This window comes from Massilia sp. R2A-15 (assembly GCF_030704305.1).
Taxonomy (GTDB): domain Bacteria; phylum Pseudomonadota; class Gammaproteobacteria; order Burkholderiales; family Burkholderiaceae_D; genus JAFCUW01.
Genome location: NZ_CP131935.1, coordinates 179902 through 195488, shown reverse-complemented (window position 1 = coordinate 195488; position 15587 = coordinate 179902). Strand labels below are relative to the sequence as shown.

Genomic DNA, 15587 nt, shown 5'->3' with positions numbered 1-15587 from the left:
TTACTCCGCCCTGTAGCTGAAGTATTTCTTGCCGGAGCTGAGCTGCCATCCGGCGTTGTTGAAGGCGTTGACCTGCAGCGGCTTTTCCAGGAAGGCGCGGTCCATGAACATGCGCACGCTGACGTTGTAGGTCTCGCCCGGCTTGAGCGCGCCGCGCGGCGCGATGACCCAGCGGCTAGGGCGCCGGATCATCAGCAGCGCTTCGTCGAGCGTGGGGAAGCTTTGCTGGACGCTGCCCAGCGCGCGCACGTTATAGCGGCGCAGCAGCGCGTCGTAGGAGATCATCAGGGTCTGGCGCGTCGCCACGGCCTTTTCGTCATACACCCACCACCAGCGCGGGCGGGTCAGCTCGATTTCGGTGGTGAAGTGCAGCTTGACGCCGTGCTGCAGCGCGTCCTCGAGGTCGTGATTGAGGTCGAACGCGAAGCTGGCCGCCAGCTTGTAACCATCTTCGGTCGACTCGATATGCGCATGCACGACGTCGACCGTGTCGGCCGCCAGCGCCTGCGCGCACGCGAACAACAGCAGCAGCTGGCAGGCGAGGAGTCGAAAAAATCGGGTTGTCACAAGTGGGCCGAAACCTTAAAAAAACATCGCATGGTCAAAGACCCGTCACGCCGCGCTTTTCTGGAACAGGGCGTAGAACAATCCGTCGTGATCCTCCTCCGCGCCTCCGGTGGGAAGCAGCTGGCCGGGCGCGTCGAGCCGGATCGCTCCGTGGCGCGCCGCAAATGCCGCCGCCTGGGCCTCCGATTCCTGGGGCCACAGCGAGCAGGTCACGAACAGCAATTTACCATTGGGCCGCAGCATCTGCCAAAGGTTGTCGAGAATTTTGGATGAAAGTGTTGCAAGTTGGAGCGCGTCGCCCTTGCGCCGCAGCCAGCGGATGTCGGGGTGGCGCCGCACGATGCCCGAGGCGGTGCATGGCACGTCGGTCAGGATGCGGTCGAACGGCTCGCCGTCCCACCAGACCTTCGTCTGCGCCTCGAACGCCTTGAGCGTGGCCGTCAGGCCGAGGCGCTGCAGGTTCTCTTCGACGCGCACCAGGCGCTTGGGATCGGCGTCCACCGCGGTCAGGTCGACGTCGGCCAGTTCGAGCACGTGGCCGGTCTTGCCGCCCGGGGCGGCGCAGGCGTCGAGCACGCGCATGCCGTCATGGACATCGAGCAGCGGCGCGGCCAGCTGGGCGCCGGCGTCCTGCACCGAGCACAGGCCCGCGTCGAAGCCGGGGATCAGATTCACGCCGATCGCCTTGTCGAGCCGCACCGCCGACGGGCCGATGCGGGTCGCGCCGATGCCGGCGTCCTGCAGGGTTTGTAAGTACGCTTCGACCGTGGTCTTGCGCACGTTGACGCGCAGGGTCAGTGGCGGCTGCTCGTTGCCGGCCGCGAGGATCGCCTGCCAGTTGTGCGGATAGGCCGCCTTCGCCGTGTCGATCCACCACTGCGGGTAGTTCCATTGCGCCACCGGCTGCAGCAACGCGGTCTTCACCAGCTCTTCGCGCTCGCGCAGGAAGCGGCGCAGCACGGCGTTGACCATGCCCTTGGCGTGCGCCATGTCAGGGTGCGAGGCGGCGACGGTGACGGTCTGGTCGACCACGGTGAATTCCTCGTACGGCGGCTTGGCGCCGTCGGGCGTGTCGATCAGCGCCAGCGCGCAGCACAGCAGGCTGGCGAGCATCGGCGGCTCCGGCGCCTTGGACGTCATCAGGCCGAGCAGGGTCTCGCTGCGTCCCAGCTGACGCATGGTGCGGTAGGCGATGTCCTGGATCGCGCCGCGCGTCTGCGGCGTGGCCTGGGTGACGCCGAACGCGGTGGTCAGGGCCTGCGGCAAGGTCACGCCGGCGCGCACCTGCGACACCGCGTTGGCGGCGCCCAGCAGCGCCAGCGCCAGCGAATCGGCCTTCAACTGCGGCAGGTAGCCTGGCTGCAGCACCGGCTTGACTTCATAGCTGGCGCGCACGCGGGGAGGCGCTTTTGGCGCTGAAGGCTTGATGGAGAGCGTTGGGCGCTTGGCTGTCATGATGGTCTTTGCGTGAGGCGCGGACGCCGCGGCGCCCACTATATAAAGGCGCCAATTGTAACGGCTAAGGCTTGCGGCGCATCAAAAACGATACATTTTGGCAACGAAATCGCTCAAAACTGTATCATAGGCAACATATTCCACACGGCTTCAAACCAGTATAATGGGCACTGTTTGCCTGTGGCTCAGCCACCGCCTTTTTCACTCTGACAGAACACCAGCACATGCTCGCCCAACAAAAACTTGAAATCGTCGCCCTGTTCCAGGCCGCCCTCGCCCCACTGACCGCCGGCACCGACCTGGCGCCCGCCGTGGTGCTCGAGCGGCCGCGCGATCCGGCGCACGGCGACGTCGCCTGCAACATCGCGATGCAGTTGGCCAAGCAGCTGAAAATGAACCCGCGCGAGCTGGCGACCAAGATCGTCGCCGCCCTGCTGGCCGATCCCGCCGCACAAGGCCTGGTCGAAGCGGCCGACGTCGCCGGCCCCGGCTTCATCAACCTGCGCGTGGCCGCCAGCGCCAAGCAGTCGGTGGTCTCCACCATCCTGGCGCAAGGCGCCCAATACGGCCGCAGCGAAGCCGGCGCCGGCAAGAAGGTCATCATCGAATTCGTCTCGGCCAATCCGACCGGCCCGCTGCACGTGGGCCACGGCCGCCAGGCCGCGCTGGGCGATGCGCTGTCGGCCCTGTTCGAGTCGCAGGGCTACGCCGTCACCCGCGAGTTCTACTACAACGACGCCGGCGTGCAGATCCAGACCCTGGCCAACTCGGTGCAGGCGCGCCTGAAAGGCTTCCGCCCGGGCGACACCCAGTGGCCCGAGTCGGCCTACAACGGCGACTACATCGCCGACATCGCCGAGGACTTCAAGCTTGGCAGGACCGTCTCCGCCAGCGACGGCCTGCCCGCCACCGCCAGCAAGAACGTCGAGGACATCGACTCGATCCGCTCGTTCGCCGTGACCTACCTGCGCAACGAGCAGGACATCGACCTGCAGGCCTTCGGCGTCAAGTTCGACAACTACTTCCTCGAGTCGTCGCTGTACGCCGACGGCAAGGTGAACAAGGCGGTCGATACCCTGGTCGCGGCCGGCCATACGTTCGAGGACGGCGGCGCGCTGTGGCTGCGCACCACCGACTACGGCGACGACAAGGACCGCGTGATGCGCAAGTCCGACGGCACCTACACCTACTTCGTGCCGGACGTGGCCTACCACATCGTCAAGTGGCAGCGCGGCTTCGTCCAGGCGATCAACATCCAGGGCAGCGACCACCACGGCACCATCGCGCGCGTGCGCGCCGGCCTGCAGGCGGTGGACATGGGCATCGCCCAGGGCTATCCCGACTACATCCTGCACAAGATGGTCACCGTGATGAAGAACGGCGAAGAGGTCAAGATCTCCAAGCGCGCCGGCTCGTACGTGACCGTGCGCGACCTGATCGAATGGTCCGGCAACGGCGACATCGCGCGCGGCCGCGACGCGGTGCGCTTCTTCCTCATCTCGCGCAAGGCCGACACCGAATTCGTGTTCGACGTGGACGTCGCGCTGAAGCACTCGGACGAGAACCCGGTCTACTACGTGCAGTACGCCCACGCGCGCATCTGCTCGGTGCTGGCGCAATGGAACGGCGACGAATCGACCCTCGCCGGCGTGGACCTGTCGCCGCTGACCGCCCCGCGCGAAGCGACCCTGCTGGCGACCCTGGCGCACTACCCTGAAGCGCTCGAGCGCGCGCTCACCGAGCTGGGCCCGCACCAGATCGCGTTCTACCTGCGCGACCTGGCCGGCGAACTGCACGGCTACTACAACGCCGAGCGCGTGCTGGTGGACGACGAGGCGACCAAGATGGCGCGCCTGGCGCTGATGGTCGCCACCCGCCAGGTGCTGCGCAACGGCCTCGCGCTGATCGGCGTCTCCGCGCCGAACAAGATGTAACCGCTCCCGGACAGTCAACCTGAAGGCACCAATGCACCTTACTCCTCGCCGCCAGCAAGGCAACACCCTCACGGGACTCATCATCGGCCTGATCGTCGGCCTGGGCATCGCGGTGGCGGTGGCGCTCGTCATCACCAAGGGTTCGACGCCGTTCACCGAAAAGAGCGCCAAGGCGGGCAAGCCGACCGATCCGACACCGGGCCAGGTGACCGATCCGAACAAGCCGCTGTACGGCAGCCGCGACGCGGCGCGCGAGGCGAACAAGCAGTTCGCCGAGAAGGCCAAGCCTGCGGCGGACGCCGACCCGCTGGCGAAAGTCATCGCGGGCCTGAAGGATCCGGCCGACCTGAAGGCCGAGGGCAAGGCGCCCGTCGCGCCGCCGGCGGCCGAAGCGCCGGCACCGCACGAACTGGCGCGCGTCGTTGCCGCGCGCACCGAAGCGGCGGCCGACGACAAGGTGGTCTACTTCCTGCAGGCCGGCGCATTCCGCGAGATGTCGGATGCGGAAGCGACCCGCGCCAAGCTGGCCCTGCTCGGCTTCGAAGCGTCGATCAGCGACCGCACCAGCGACGCCGGTGTGCTGCACCGCGTGCGCATCGGGCCGTTCAGCCAGGTCGAGGCAAGGGATCGCGCGCGCGCCAAACTGATCGACAGCGGCGTTGACGTCGCCATCGTCCGCAACCAGAAATAAGCCAGGAGTATTCGATGCGATTGATCCGTACCTTGCTGTGCGCGGCCGCCCTTGTGCTGGCCGGTTTTGCCGCCGCGGCGGAGCCGAAGAACGGCGCCGATTACCTGACCCTGCCGGAGGCGCAGAACACCGACGCCGGCAACAAGGTTGAAGTCACCGAATTCTTCGCCTACTACTGCCCTCACTGCAACCGCTTCGAGCCCCTGATCAGCGCCTGGGTCAAAAAGCAGGGCGCGAACATCGTGTTCAAGCGCGTCCATGTGGGCGGCAGCGGCGGCATCGCGGCGCAGCAGCATCTGTTCTACACGCTCGAAGCGCTGGGCATGCTCGATCCGTATCACCAGAAGGCGTTCGACGCGATGCACATCGAGCGGCTGCGCCTTGCCACCGACGATGCCGTGTTCGACTGGGCCGCGAAGGCCGGCATCGACCGCGCCCGTTTCGTCGAAGCCTGGAAGTCGTTCGGCGTGCAGGCCAAGCTGCGCCGCGCCAACGCGCTGATGGGGGCCTATCGCGTCAACGAGTGGCCGCTGGTCGCCGTGGACGGCCGCTTCATCACCTCGCCGTCGATCGCCGGCGAGGCCGACAAGTCCGCGCAGACCGAGGACGCGCAGCAGCAGGCGGCGCTCAAGGTCATGGACTACCTCGTCGCGAAAGCGAAAGCGGAAAAGAAATAGGCACGCGCGCCATGAAACGCGTCTTCATCACCGGCGCCTCGAGCGGCCTCGGCGCGGCGCTGGCGCGCGAATATGCCGCCCAGGGCGCCACGCTCGGACTGCTGGCGCGCCGCCGTGGCGCGCTCGAGGAGCTTGCCGCCAGCCTGCCCAATCCCGAACGCCATCGCGTGTATGAAGCCGACGTCACCGACCGCGCGGCCCTTGCCGCGGCGGCCGCGGATTTCATCGCCAGCGTGGGCGGCGCCGACATCGTCATCGCCAATGCGGGCGTCTCGGCGGGCACGCTGACCGAGCATGCCGAAGACCTGGCGGTGTTCGACACCATCCTCGCGACCAACGTCAGCGCCACCGTCGCGACGTTCGCGCCCTTCATCGCCGGCATGAAAACGCATGGCGGCACGCTGGTCGGCATCGGCAGCGTGGCCGGCATCCGCGGCCTGCCCGGCGCCGGCGCCTACAGCGCATCGAAGGCGGCGGTGCTGAGCTACTGCGAATCGCTGCGCCTCGAACTCAAGCCGCATGGCGTGCGCGTCGTCACCATCGCGCCCGGCTACATCGACACCCCGATGACCCAGAACAATCCCTACCCGATGCCCTTCCTGATGCCGGCCGCGCGCTTCGCCGAAAAGGCCGCCGCGGCGATCGCCGCCGGCGACAGCTACCGCGTCATCCCGTGGCAGATGGGCGTGGTCGCCAAGCTGCTGCGCGCACTGCCGAACGCGGTGTACGACAAGGCCTTCGTGCGCGCGCCGCGCAAGCCGCGCGGGAGCGCGCTGTGAACGCCGCCGCCATCATGGCGCTGCGCACTGCCGCCGCCGACGTGGAAGTGGTGGCGCAAACCGGCTCCACCAACGCCGACCTGATGGCGCGCGCGGCCGGCCTCGCCCGCCCTCTGCTGCTGGTTGCCGAACACCAGACCGCGGGCCGCGGCCGCGCCGGACGCAGCTGGCTGTCGGCGCCCGGCGATTCGCTGACCTTTTCGCTGGCCTGGAAATTCGAAGGCTCGCCGCAGCGCCTGCTCGGGCTGCCGCTGGCGGTGGGCGTCGCGCTGGCCGAGGCGCTCGGCGCGCTCGACGTTCCGGTGCAGCTGAAGTGGCCGAACGATGTGCTCAAGGACGGCGAGAAGCTGGCCGGCATCCTGATCGAAACCCAGGGTGCGCCCGACGGCGGCACCTGGGCGGTGATCGGCATCGGCCTGAACCTTCAGATGCCTGCCGATCTCGAAACGCGCATCGGCCGCGCGGTGGCGACTGCGCCCTGGCTGGCGCGCATGGATCGCAACGTGCTGATGGCCGCCCTGCTCGACGCGCTGGCCGCGGCGATGAATCAGTTCGAACAGGCGGGCTTCGGCGCCTTCCGCGCGCGCTGGGACGCCCTGCACGGATGGCGCGGCCAGCCGGTGCGCATCCTCGACAACGGTGAATGTGTCCAGCAGGGACTGGCCGTGGGCGTGGACGACAGCGGCCGCCTGCTGCTCGACACCGATGCGGGCCGCGTCGCCGTGCTGGCCGGCGACGTGTCGCTGCGGCTGGGAGGCGCCTGAGATGCTGCTGCTGATCGACGCCGGCAACACCCGCGTCAAATGGGCGCTCGCCGCCGACGATGCGGCCGTGGGCGAATGGATCGCTTCCGGCGCCGCCGCGCATGACGAATTGCCGTCGATGCAGGCCAGTTGGGCGCAGCACGCGCTCACGCGCGCGATCGTGTCCAACGTGGCCGGACCCGGCGTGCGTGCCTCGCTCGAACAAATTCTGCCTGCGGTCGAATGCGAGTGGTTCGCCTCCGTGCCGCGGCGCGCGGGCGTGCGCAACGGCTATCGCGATCCGGCGCAGCTGGGCAGCGACCGCTTCGCCGCCGCCATCGGCGCACGCGCGCTGGAGCCGGGCAAGGCGCTGGTGGTAGCCACCTGCGGCACCGCGACCACCATCGACGCGCTCACCGCGGATGGCCGCTTCCTGGGCGGGATGATCCTGCCGGGCCTCGGCCTGATGGCCAGTTCGCTGGCGCGCAACACGGCGCAGCTGCCGCATATCGCCCCGGCCGGCGCGGTGCCGGCCGGTTTCGCCGACAATACCGACGACGCGATCCTGTCCGGCTGCGTGTCGGCGCAGGCCGGCGCCATCGAGCGCGCGTGCCGCCTGCTCGGCGCCAGCCTGTGCATGCTGTCGGGCGGCGCGGCGCGCTACATCGCACCGGCGCTGTCGGCGCCGTGCCGGATGGTCGACAACATCGTGCTGGCCGGCTTGCACGCCGCCGCAATCTCGGGGGAATAGCCGGTGCTGAAATTTATCTTCTGGTCCCTGCTGGCGGCGAACGCCGTGCTGCTCGCCTACAGCCAGGGCATGCTTGGGCATTTCAGCGGCAATGAGCACGAGCCGGCGCGCATGAAGAACCAGCTCAATGCCGGCAAGATGGTAATGGTCGCGGCGCCGCCGGCGCCGGCCGAGCCGTCCAAAGCGGCGGAAACGGTCGCCTGCCTCGCGGTCGGCAATCTCGCCGCCGCGGAGGCGCGGCGCTTCGAATCCCGGCTCGCGTCGCTGCAACTGGGCGATCGCATGAAGCGCGAAACCAGCGCGGGCTCCGACGCCACCAGCCACATCGTCTACATTCCGCCGCAAGGCAGCAAGGAAGGCGCCGAGAAGAAGGCCGGCGAGCTGAAGGCGCTGGGCGTGACCGACTACTTCATCATGTCCGACAGCTCGGCGATGAAGTGGGGCATTTCGCTTGGGGTGTTCAAATCGGAAGCGGCGGCGCAGGCCTTGCTGGCCTCGTTGGTCAAGCAGGGCGTGCACAGCGCGCGCATCGCCTCGCGCGGCGGTTCGGCCGAAAAGGTGGAGTTCCGCTTCCGCGGCATCGATGCCGCCGCGAAGGCGCGCATCGTGGATATCGCGGGCAGTTTTGCTTCGGCCGAAACCGGCTCCTGCAAGTAATCCGGTTCAGTCGGCGCTGCGTCTCACCACGATCGGCTTGATTCCCAGCGTTGAAGGCAGCGCGCGCGCCGCCTTCAACGCTTCGTCGCGGCTGGCGAACGGGCCGCCGTACAGCCGGTGCACGGCGCCGGCCTGCACCACTTCCACCTGTTCCACCGCGCCCGATGCGAGCACGCGGCTGCGCACGCCGGCCGCGCTCTCCTGTCTGCCGAAGGCGCCAAGCTGCAGATAAAAACCGTCGGTCTGCCGGCGCACCAGCGGCGCCGCTTCCACGCGCGCCTCGTTCTCCTGCAACGTGTGCTCTTCCACCACCAGCGTCGTCACCGGTGTGGGCTGCTCCGGCCTGCCGGCAAACAGGCGTTCGATTTCAACCTCGTGGCTGCCCTTCCCCAGCAGGCCCAGTTTCAGCGCCGCCGTGTAGGAAACGTCCACCACGCGGCTCGAATGGAAAGGCCCGCGGTCGTTGACGCGCACCACCACCGATTTGCCGGTCGCCAGGCTCGTGATCCGCGCATACGACGGAATCGGCAAGGTCGGATGGGCAGCCGTCATCTTGTACATGTCGTAAAGCTCGCCCGACGACGTGCGCTGCCCGTGGAACTTCTTGCCGTACCAGCTGGCGACGCCGCGCTGCGTGAACGGCGCGTCGCCGGTCACCGGCGTGTAGGTTTTCCCGAACACGACGTAGGGCCGGTTGCCGTACTTCGACAGCACCTCGGCCTTGACCACCGCATCGGGCACGTCGCGCAGGCCCGGCGGCGGATTGTCACCCGGCCCGTCGTCGAGATAGTAGCCGCCCCGGCCCGAGCCGGCGGCCGGCAACGCCGGCAGGTCCACGGCCTTGGGATGGGCGGCCACCGGCGCGCGCGGAGAGGCCGGAACCGGCGCCGCCGGCTTGTGCTGCGTCGTGCCGCAGGCGGCCAGCGCCAGCGCCGCCGCCACGCAAATCAGGCGCCGCATCATGTCTGCACCAGCTTGCGGTTTTTCTGAATGCTCATCAGGATGCCGGCGCCCAGGCCCAGCGTGAACAGCGCGGTGCCGCCGTAGCTCATGAACGGCAGAGGCACGCCGACCACCGGCAGGATGCCGCTGACCATGCCCATGTTGACGAAGGCGTAGGTGAAGAAGATCATCGTGATCGCGCCGGCCAGCAGGCGCGTGAACAGGGTCGGCGCGTTCGCCGCGATCATCAGGCCGCGGCCGATCAGAAGAAGGTACAGGAACAGCAGGAACAGGTTGCCCACCAGGCCGTACTCCTCCGAATACACAGAGAAGATGAAGTCCGTGGTGCGTTCCGGGATGAATTCGAGATAGGCCTGCGTGCCCTTGTGGTAGCCCTTGCCCATCACGCCGCCCGAGCCGATCGCGATGGTGGACTGGATGATGTGGAAGCCCTTGCCCAGCGGGTCGGAAGTCGGATCGATCAGCGTCATCACGCGCTCGCGCTGGTAGTCGTGCATCATCGACCAGGCCACCGGCAGGCTGGCGCCCACCGCCGCCACCAGGCCGACCAGCGCCTTCCACGACAGGCCCGCCAGGAAGATCACGTAGAAGCCCGACGCGGCCACTAGCAGCGCGGTACCGAGGTCGGGCTGCTTGGCGATCAGGCCTACCGGGACGAACAGCAGCACCGCCGCCAGCAGGAACGAATGCCAGCGCAGCATGCCGGAACGCTGCTGGAAGTACCAGGCCAGCATCAGCGGCATCGCGATCTTCATGATTTCGGACGGCTGGATGTCGAAGCCGATGTGCAGCCAGCGCCGCGCGCCCTTCTTCACCACCCCGAACAGGAACACCGCCACCAGCAGGCTGACGCCGAGCGTGTAGATCGGCACCGCGAAGCGCATCAAGGTCTGCGGCGGCACGTTCGCCGCGATCCACATGATGACGAAGGCCAGCACGATGTTGCGGATCTGTCCTTCGACGCGGCCGGGGAAGTCCATGCCGGCGGAGCTGAGCGTGACGAGTCCCGTGGCCAGCAGCAGGAACAGGATAAGCGCCAGCGCCGGGTCGAATACATTGAAATAGTGCTTGGTGCGCCGCCAGAGCGAGCGCCGTTCTTGAAAGTGCGCCACGCTTACTCCTTGTTGCCGGGGGTTTCACCGCCTGGTTTGAAATCGCTGCTCACGCCGGCCGGCGCTTCCACCGGCAGCACGTTCGCGTCTTCTTGCGGCACCGGGACCTTGGTCTTGTCACCGGGCCGCTTGCCCAGCAGGTAGAAGTCGAGCGCCTTGCGCACGATCGGCGCCGCGATGGCCGCGCCGAAGCCGGCATTTTCCACCACCACGGCGATCGCGATGCGCGGCTTGTCGGCCGGGGCGAACGCGGTAAACAGCGCGTTGTCGCGCAGCCGCTCGGGCGTGGCCGCCGCATTGTATTTACCGCCGCGCAGGCCGACCACCTGCGCGGTGCCGGTCTTGCCGCCCACCGTGTAGCCGGCATTGCGGAAGGCCTGGTAGCCGGTGCCGCTCTGGTCGCTGGTGACGCCGACCATGGCGCGCTTGATGGTGTCGATGTTTTCCTGCTTGAGCGGAATGCGCCCGCTCTCCTTGGCCACCGTGAGCGTGCGCGCCCGCGTGGCGCCGTCTTCCATGATCTTCACCAGGTGCGGCTTCATGATGACGCCATTGTTGGCCAGCGTGGCGATCGCATGCGCCATCTGGATCGGCGTGTAGCTGTTGAAGCCATTGCCGATACTGATCGAGATGGTGTCCCCGCCGACCCATTTCTGCGCGGCGCGGTTCTTCTTGAAACGATCGCGCTTCCACTCCTGCGACGGCAGGATGCCCATCTTTTCGTGTTCGAGGTCGATGCCGGTGATCTGGCCGAAGCCGAACGGCTTCATGAAATTGGCGATCGCGTCGATGCCCATCTCGTTGCCGAGCTGGTAGTAGTAAGTGTCGCACGACACGACGATCGAGCGATACATGTCGATATAGCCGTGGCCGCCCTTCTTGTCGTCGTTGAAGCGGTGCCCGCCCAGCGTGAAGAACCCGGGGTCGCTGAAGCCCCACTCGGGGCGGCGCTTGCCCAGTTCCAGCGCGGCCAGCGCCATGTACGGCTTGAAGGTCGAGCCGGGCGGATAGATGCCGGACAAGGGCCGGTTCATCAGCGGCCGGTCGAGCGAGGTATTGAGTTCGTTCCAGTTGGCGCTGTCGATGCCGTCCACGAACAGGTTCGGATCGAACCCCGGACGCGACACGTAGGCCAGCACGTCGCCGGTCTCCGGCTCGATCGCCACCAGAGCGCCGCGGAAGTCGCCGAATGCTTCCTCGATCACCTTCTGCAGCTCGATGTCGATCGACAGGATCAGGTTGCTGCCTGGCGTGGCCGCCGTGCGCGACAAGGTGCGGATCGCGCGCCCGCCGGCGGAACGCTCGACCTGCTCGTAGCCGGTCTGGCCGTGCAGCTGCTTCTCGTAGCTCTTTTCGAGCCCTTCCTTGCCGATATGGTCGGTGCCGCTGTAATTGGTCGCGTCCTCGCTCTCTTCGAGCACCTTCGATTCGGCGCTGTTGATGCGGCCGATGTAGCCGATCACGTGCGAGGCGACTTCGCCCAGCGGGTATTGGCGGAACAGGCGCGCCTGCACCTCGACGCCGGGAAAGCGGAAACGCTGCGCGGTGAAGCGCGCCACCTCGTCGTCGGTCAGTCGGGTGCGCAGCGGCACGCCGGAAAAGCTCTTCGATTCCTCCAGCAGGCGCTTGAAGCGCTTGCGGTCTTTCGGTTCGATCTCGACCAGCTTGGCCAGTTCGTCGATCACCGATTCGAGGTTCGCTTCCAGTTTCGACGGCGTGATTTCGAGCGTGTAGGCCGAGTAGTTGCGCGCCAGGACCACGCCGTTGCGGTCGACGATCAGGCCGCGGTTCGGCACCACCGGCACGATCGCGATACGGTTGTCCTCCGCCTGCGCCATGTACTGGCTGTGCTTGACGACCTGCAGCCACACGAAGCGCGCCACCAGCAGAGCGAAGCAGATGAACACGAAGCCGACCACCGCGGTCAGGCGCATCCGGAACAGGTGGATTTCGCGGTCGTTGTCTTTAATTTCAGTCATTGCGGGAGCCGGGTCAGATCGGCCGGGTGTGGTCTTTGTCGACCGCGCGGCGCTGCGGCGCCAGCAGCAGCCAGGTCACGACGGGCCACAAGGCCACCGCCACGGCGCTTTCGATGAATTGCAGCCAGCCGGGGAATTTGCCGGACACGAAGAAGCGCACCGCGACCTGGATCGCCTGGGTGAACAGCAGCAGCGGGAACACGTGCACGGCCTGGGTCATCACCGGGAACCAAAGCACGCGCCGGTGGATCATGATCGCCAGGTAGGACAGCAAGGTGTAGGCCAGCGCGTTCTCGCCCAGCAGGGTCGAGTCGTGCACGTCCATCATCAGGCCCATGAAGAAGGCGATGCCGATGCCGACCTTGCGCGGCTGGTGGATGCCCCAGAACACCAGCACCAGCGCGACAAAATCGGGCGCGCCGACCCAGTGCCCCCACGGGAACAGGTTGAGCATGAAGGCGCCGGTCAGGCTGGCCGCGATGAACAGCGGGCTGACCGGTTGCAGGATGTAGTGCGGGCGATTCATGGCGCGGCTTTCTTGTCGGTCGCCGGAGCCGGGGCGGGCGCCGGCGCCGCGGGAACGGCTTTCGCCGGCAGCGGCGGCACGTTTTCCAGCGGCGTCATTTTCGGCAGGCCCTGCTTCTTGCTCACCACCTTGGGCGGCTCGGCCGGAGGGCGCGGCAGCACGTCGGGCGCGGCCATCAGGATCAGGAGCTGGCGATGGCGGTCGATGCCGGCCAGCGGCTGGCACACCACGCGGCCGAACACGCCGCCGGCGCTGCTCTCGACCTGCACCACGCGCGCCACCGCCAGGCCGGCCGGATAGACGCCGTCCATGCCGGACGTGATCAGCACGTCGCCGACGACGATGTCGGCGTTCGGCGCCATGAAGCGCAGGTCGAGCAGGCCGGACTGGCCGCGGCCGTAGGCGACGCTGCGCAAGCCGTTGCGCAGCACCTGCACGGGAATGGCCTGCTCCTTGTCGGTCAGCAGGGTGACTTCCGAAGTGAACGGGAATACGCGGGTGACCTGGCCGACCACGCCGGCATTGTCGATCACCGGCAGGCCGAGCGCGACGCCCTGGTGCGTGCCGCGGTCGAGCACCACCTTGCGGGTGGACGGGTCGCGCGCGTCGTACAGGATTTCGCTCATCATCGACTTGACGGGCAGGTGCTCGCGCGCGCCCATCAGCTTGCGCAGCTGGGCGTTTTCGGCCATCTGCAGCTGGGCCGCCTGCAGTTGCTGGGCGACCGCGACCTGCTGACTTTTCAGCTCGCGCACTTCGCGCTGCAGGGACGATAAAGTGGAGAAGTAGCTTCCCATGTTCGCCATCGCATCGCGCGGCATCAGGGCAGCCATCTGGAACGGGTACAGCACGGTGCCGGCGGCCTGGCGCACCGTGGCGAGCATGTGCACGCGCGCATCGAGCATCAGCAATGCGATCGAAATGAATGCGAACACCGTCACCTTGACCCGGGCAGGGGCGCCTTGCTTGAAGAGTGGCGGAGGACTGTATTCCATGAGTTCCAATAGAAACCAGGCTGACCGTGCGGATCAACCGCAGCAGGTCAACATGGGGTCAGGTCCGCAGGACCAGACCCCTACTGCACTTTACTCGTACGAGAAGATCGATCCGAGCTTGTCCATGCGCTCGAGGGCCATGCCCGAACCGCGCACCACGCAGGTCAGCGGATCTTCTGCCACCAGCACCGGCAGGCCGGTTTCTTCCATCAGCAGGCGGTCCAGGTCGCGCAGCAGCGCGCCGCCGCCGGTCAGCATCATGCCCTTTTCGGCGATGTCGGCGCCCAGTTCCGGCGGGGTCTGCTCGAGCGCGTTCTTCACCGCCGAGACGATGTTGTTCAGCGGGTCGGTCAGCGCTTCGAGGATCTCGTTCGACGAAATCGTGAACGAGCGCGGGATGCCTTCGGACAGGTTGCGGCCCTTGACTTCCATTTCCTTCACTTCCGAACCCGGGAACGCCGAGCCGATCGCCTTCTTGATCGCTTCGGCGGTCTGCTCGCCGATCAGCATGCCGTAGTTGCGGCGGATGTAGTTGACGATCGCCTCGTCGAACTTGTCGCCGCCCACGCGCACCGAACCCTTGTAGACCATGCCGCCGAGCGAGATGATGCCCACTTCGGTGGTGCCGCCGCCGATGTCGACCACCATCGAGCCGGTCGCATCCGACACCGGCAGGCCGGCGCCGATCGCCGCGGCCATCGGCTCTTCGATAAGGTACACCTGCGAGGCGCCGGCGCCGAGCGCCGACTCGCGGATTGCGCGGCGCTCGACCTGGGTCGAGCCGCACGGCACGCAGATGATGATGCGCGGCGAAGGACGGAAGAATTTCGAGTCGTGCACCATGCGGATGAACTGCTTGAGCATCTGCTCGGTGACGGTGAAGTCGGCGATGACGCCGTCCTTCATCGGGCGGATCGCCTCGATATTGCCCGGCACCTTGCCCAGCATCTGCTTGGCTTCCTTGCCTACTGCCTGGATGGTCTTCTTGCCGTTAGGGCCGCCTTCCTGGCGGATTGCGACAACCGATGGCTCGTCGAGGACGATGCCCAGGCCGCGCACGTAAATCAGGGTGTTGGCGGTACCGAGGTCGATCGCCAGGTCATTCGAAAAGTAGCTGCGTAAAAAACCAAACATGTGTGTCCTGATGCGCAAACGCTGCGCCTAAGCTTTTTAAAAGGATCGTCGGTGACGTTCGCCATGCCGCCCGCCGGGCAGTGCCGACATGGTCTTTATATGCTGCGACAGCCCGTTTTCGGCGCCGGCAACGCATTAGCCCGCCATTCTACCTTATAATTTGCCCGTTTAATGCCGAAAAGCCTCTCAATCGCAGACTGCCGTGCCGAGCCAGATCGGCGGCATTGCCAAGCTTTTACGATCTTTTAGTGCGGCGTTGTGTAAACTTCTTCACCATTCCTCAACCAGACGATCGCGGCCCGCGCCGCGTTAATTGCCATGTCCCTGACTCTTTCAGACGTAAAACGGATCGCCAACCTGGCCCAACTCGATATGGACGAGGCGCACGCCGAGACCGCGCTCGGTGAACTGAATGGCATCTTCGCGCTGGCCGAGCAGATGCAGGCGATCGACACCGAAGGCGTGGCGCCGCTGTCACAGCCGCTCGCCGCTTTCCTCGGCAGCCTCCCCCTGCGCCTGCGCGAGGACGTCGTCACCGAAGAAAACCGCCGCGACGCCTACCAGGCGCCGGCGCCGAAGACCGAGGACGGCCTGTACCTCGTGCCGAAAGTGATCGAATAAGCC

Annotated in this window: 16 protein-coding genes; 8 read left to right on the top strand and 8 right to left on the bottom strand. The window is 66.9% G+C overall.

What is annotated here, in order from left to right; translation table 11 throughout:
- Both Q4S45_RS00865 and rsmB read right to left on the bottom strand, forming a co-directional pair.
- The gene (locus tag Q4S45_RS00865; protein ID WP_305508252.1) at positions 1-567 is read right to left on the bottom strand and encodes a DUF4390 domain-containing protein; all 567 of its coding nucleotides are present in this window, start codon (positions 565-567) and stop codon (positions 1-3) included.
- 45 nt (positions 568-612) lie between these two features.
- Positions 613-2022 carry a 16S rRNA (cytosine(967)-C(5))-methyltransferase RsmB gene (rsmB, locus tag Q4S45_RS00860; protein WP_305508250.1) on the bottom strand — a complete coding sequence of 470 codons (1410 nt, stop codon included), beginning with the start codon at positions 2020-2022 and terminating at the stop codon, positions 613-615.
- A gap of 224 nt (positions 2023-2246) precedes the next feature.
- Here rsmB and argS point away from each other — a divergent pair, with 224 nt between their 5' ends.
- From argS to Q4S45_RS00825, 7 genes are read left to right on the top strand one after another with little or no spacing between them, the layout of a single operon-like run.
- Positions 2247-3956, top strand: a complete 1710-nt coding sequence (argS, locus tag Q4S45_RS00855; protein WP_305508246.1) for an arginine--tRNA ligase — start codon at positions 2247-2249, stop codon at positions 3954-3956.
- Between the two features lie 31 nt (positions 3957-3987).
- Positions 3988-4647 carry an SPOR domain-containing protein gene (locus Q4S45_RS00850; protein ID WP_305508244.1) on the top strand — a complete coding sequence of 220 codons (660 nt, stop codon included), beginning with the start codon at positions 3988-3990 and terminating at the stop codon, positions 4645-4647.
- Between the two features lie 14 nt (positions 4648-4661).
- Complete coding sequence (locus Q4S45_RS00845) at positions 4662-5324, top strand: thiol:disulfide interchange protein DsbA/DsbL (protein WP_305508242.1); 663 nt, start codon at positions 4662-4664, stop codon at positions 5322-5324.
- An 11-nt stretch (positions 5325-5335) separates the two neighbouring features.
- On the top strand, positions 5336-6103 hold the full coding sequence (locus Q4S45_RS00840; protein ID WP_305508240.1) for an SDR family oxidoreductase: 768 nt from the start codon (positions 5336-5338) through the stop codon (positions 6101-6103).
- The gene (locus Q4S45_RS00835) at positions 6100-6867 is read left to right on the top strand and encodes a biotin--[acetyl-CoA-carboxylase] ligase (RefSeq protein WP_374046070.1); all 768 of its coding nucleotides are present in this window, start codon (positions 6100-6102) and stop codon (positions 6865-6867) included. Before Q4S45_RS00840 ends, Q4S45_RS00835 begins: the two co-directional genes overlap by 4 nt.
- Before the next feature lies 1 nt (position 6868).
- Entirely contained in the window at positions 6869-7597 is a 729-nt protein-coding gene (locus Q4S45_RS00830) for a type III pantothenate kinase (RefSeq protein ID WP_305508238.1), read from the top strand.
- 3 nt (positions 7598-7600) lie between these two features.
- A complete protein-coding gene (locus Q4S45_RS00825; protein WP_305508236.1) occupies positions 7601-8254 on the top strand; it encodes an SPOR domain-containing protein in 654 nt (217 codons plus the stop codon).
- Positions 8255-8260: 6 nt separating this feature from the next.
- Here Q4S45_RS00825 and Q4S45_RS00820 read toward each other — a convergent pair whose 3' ends face one another.
- From Q4S45_RS00820 to Q4S45_RS00795, 6 genes are all read right to left on the bottom strand, one after another.
- Positions 8261-9217, bottom strand: coding sequence for a septal ring lytic transglycosylase RlpA family protein (locus tag Q4S45_RS00820; RefSeq protein WP_305508235.1), 957 nt, complete (start codon positions 9215-9217; stop codon positions 8261-8263).
- Positions 9214-10329 carry a rod shape-determining protein RodA gene (gene rodA / locus Q4S45_RS00815; RefSeq protein ID WP_305508233.1) on the bottom strand — a complete coding sequence of 372 codons (1116 nt, stop codon included), beginning with the start codon at positions 10327-10329 and terminating at the stop codon, positions 9214-9216. The genes Q4S45_RS00820 and rodA overlap by 4 nt, the downstream gene beginning before the upstream one ends.
- Before the next feature lie 2 nt (positions 10330-10331).
- Positions 10332-12308 (bottom strand): penicillin-binding protein 2, encoded by a 1977-nt coding sequence (gene mrdA / locus Q4S45_RS00810; RefSeq protein WP_305508231.1) that lies wholly within the window; start codon positions 12306-12308, stop codon positions 10332-10334.
- 13 nt (positions 12309-12321) lie between these two features.
- Positions 12322-12834, bottom strand: a complete 513-nt coding sequence (mreD, locus tag Q4S45_RS00805) for a rod shape-determining protein MreD (protein WP_305508229.1) — start codon at positions 12832-12834, stop codon at positions 12322-12324.
- Positions 12831-13829: a rod shape-determining protein MreC gene (mreC, locus tag Q4S45_RS00800; protein WP_305508228.1), complete on the bottom strand. Its 999-nt coding sequence runs from the start codon at positions 13827-13829 to the stop codon at positions 12831-12833. Before mreC ends, mreD begins: the two co-directional genes overlap by 4 nt.
- 90 nt (positions 13830-13919) lie before the next feature.
- Entirely contained in the window at positions 13920-14963 is a 1044-nt protein-coding gene (locus Q4S45_RS00795; protein ID WP_018057985.1) for a rod shape-determining protein, read from the bottom strand.
- A 318-nt stretch (positions 14964-15281) separates the two neighbouring features.
- Here Q4S45_RS00795 and gatC point away from each other — a divergent pair, with 318 nt between their 5' ends.
- On the top strand, positions 15282-15584 hold the full coding sequence (gatC, locus tag Q4S45_RS00790) for an Asp-tRNA(Asn)/Glu-tRNA(Gln) amidotransferase subunit GatC (RefSeq protein ID WP_305508224.1): 303 nt from the start codon (positions 15282-15284) through the stop codon (positions 15582-15584).
- The last annotated feature ends 3 nt before the right edge of the window (positions 15585-15587 follow it).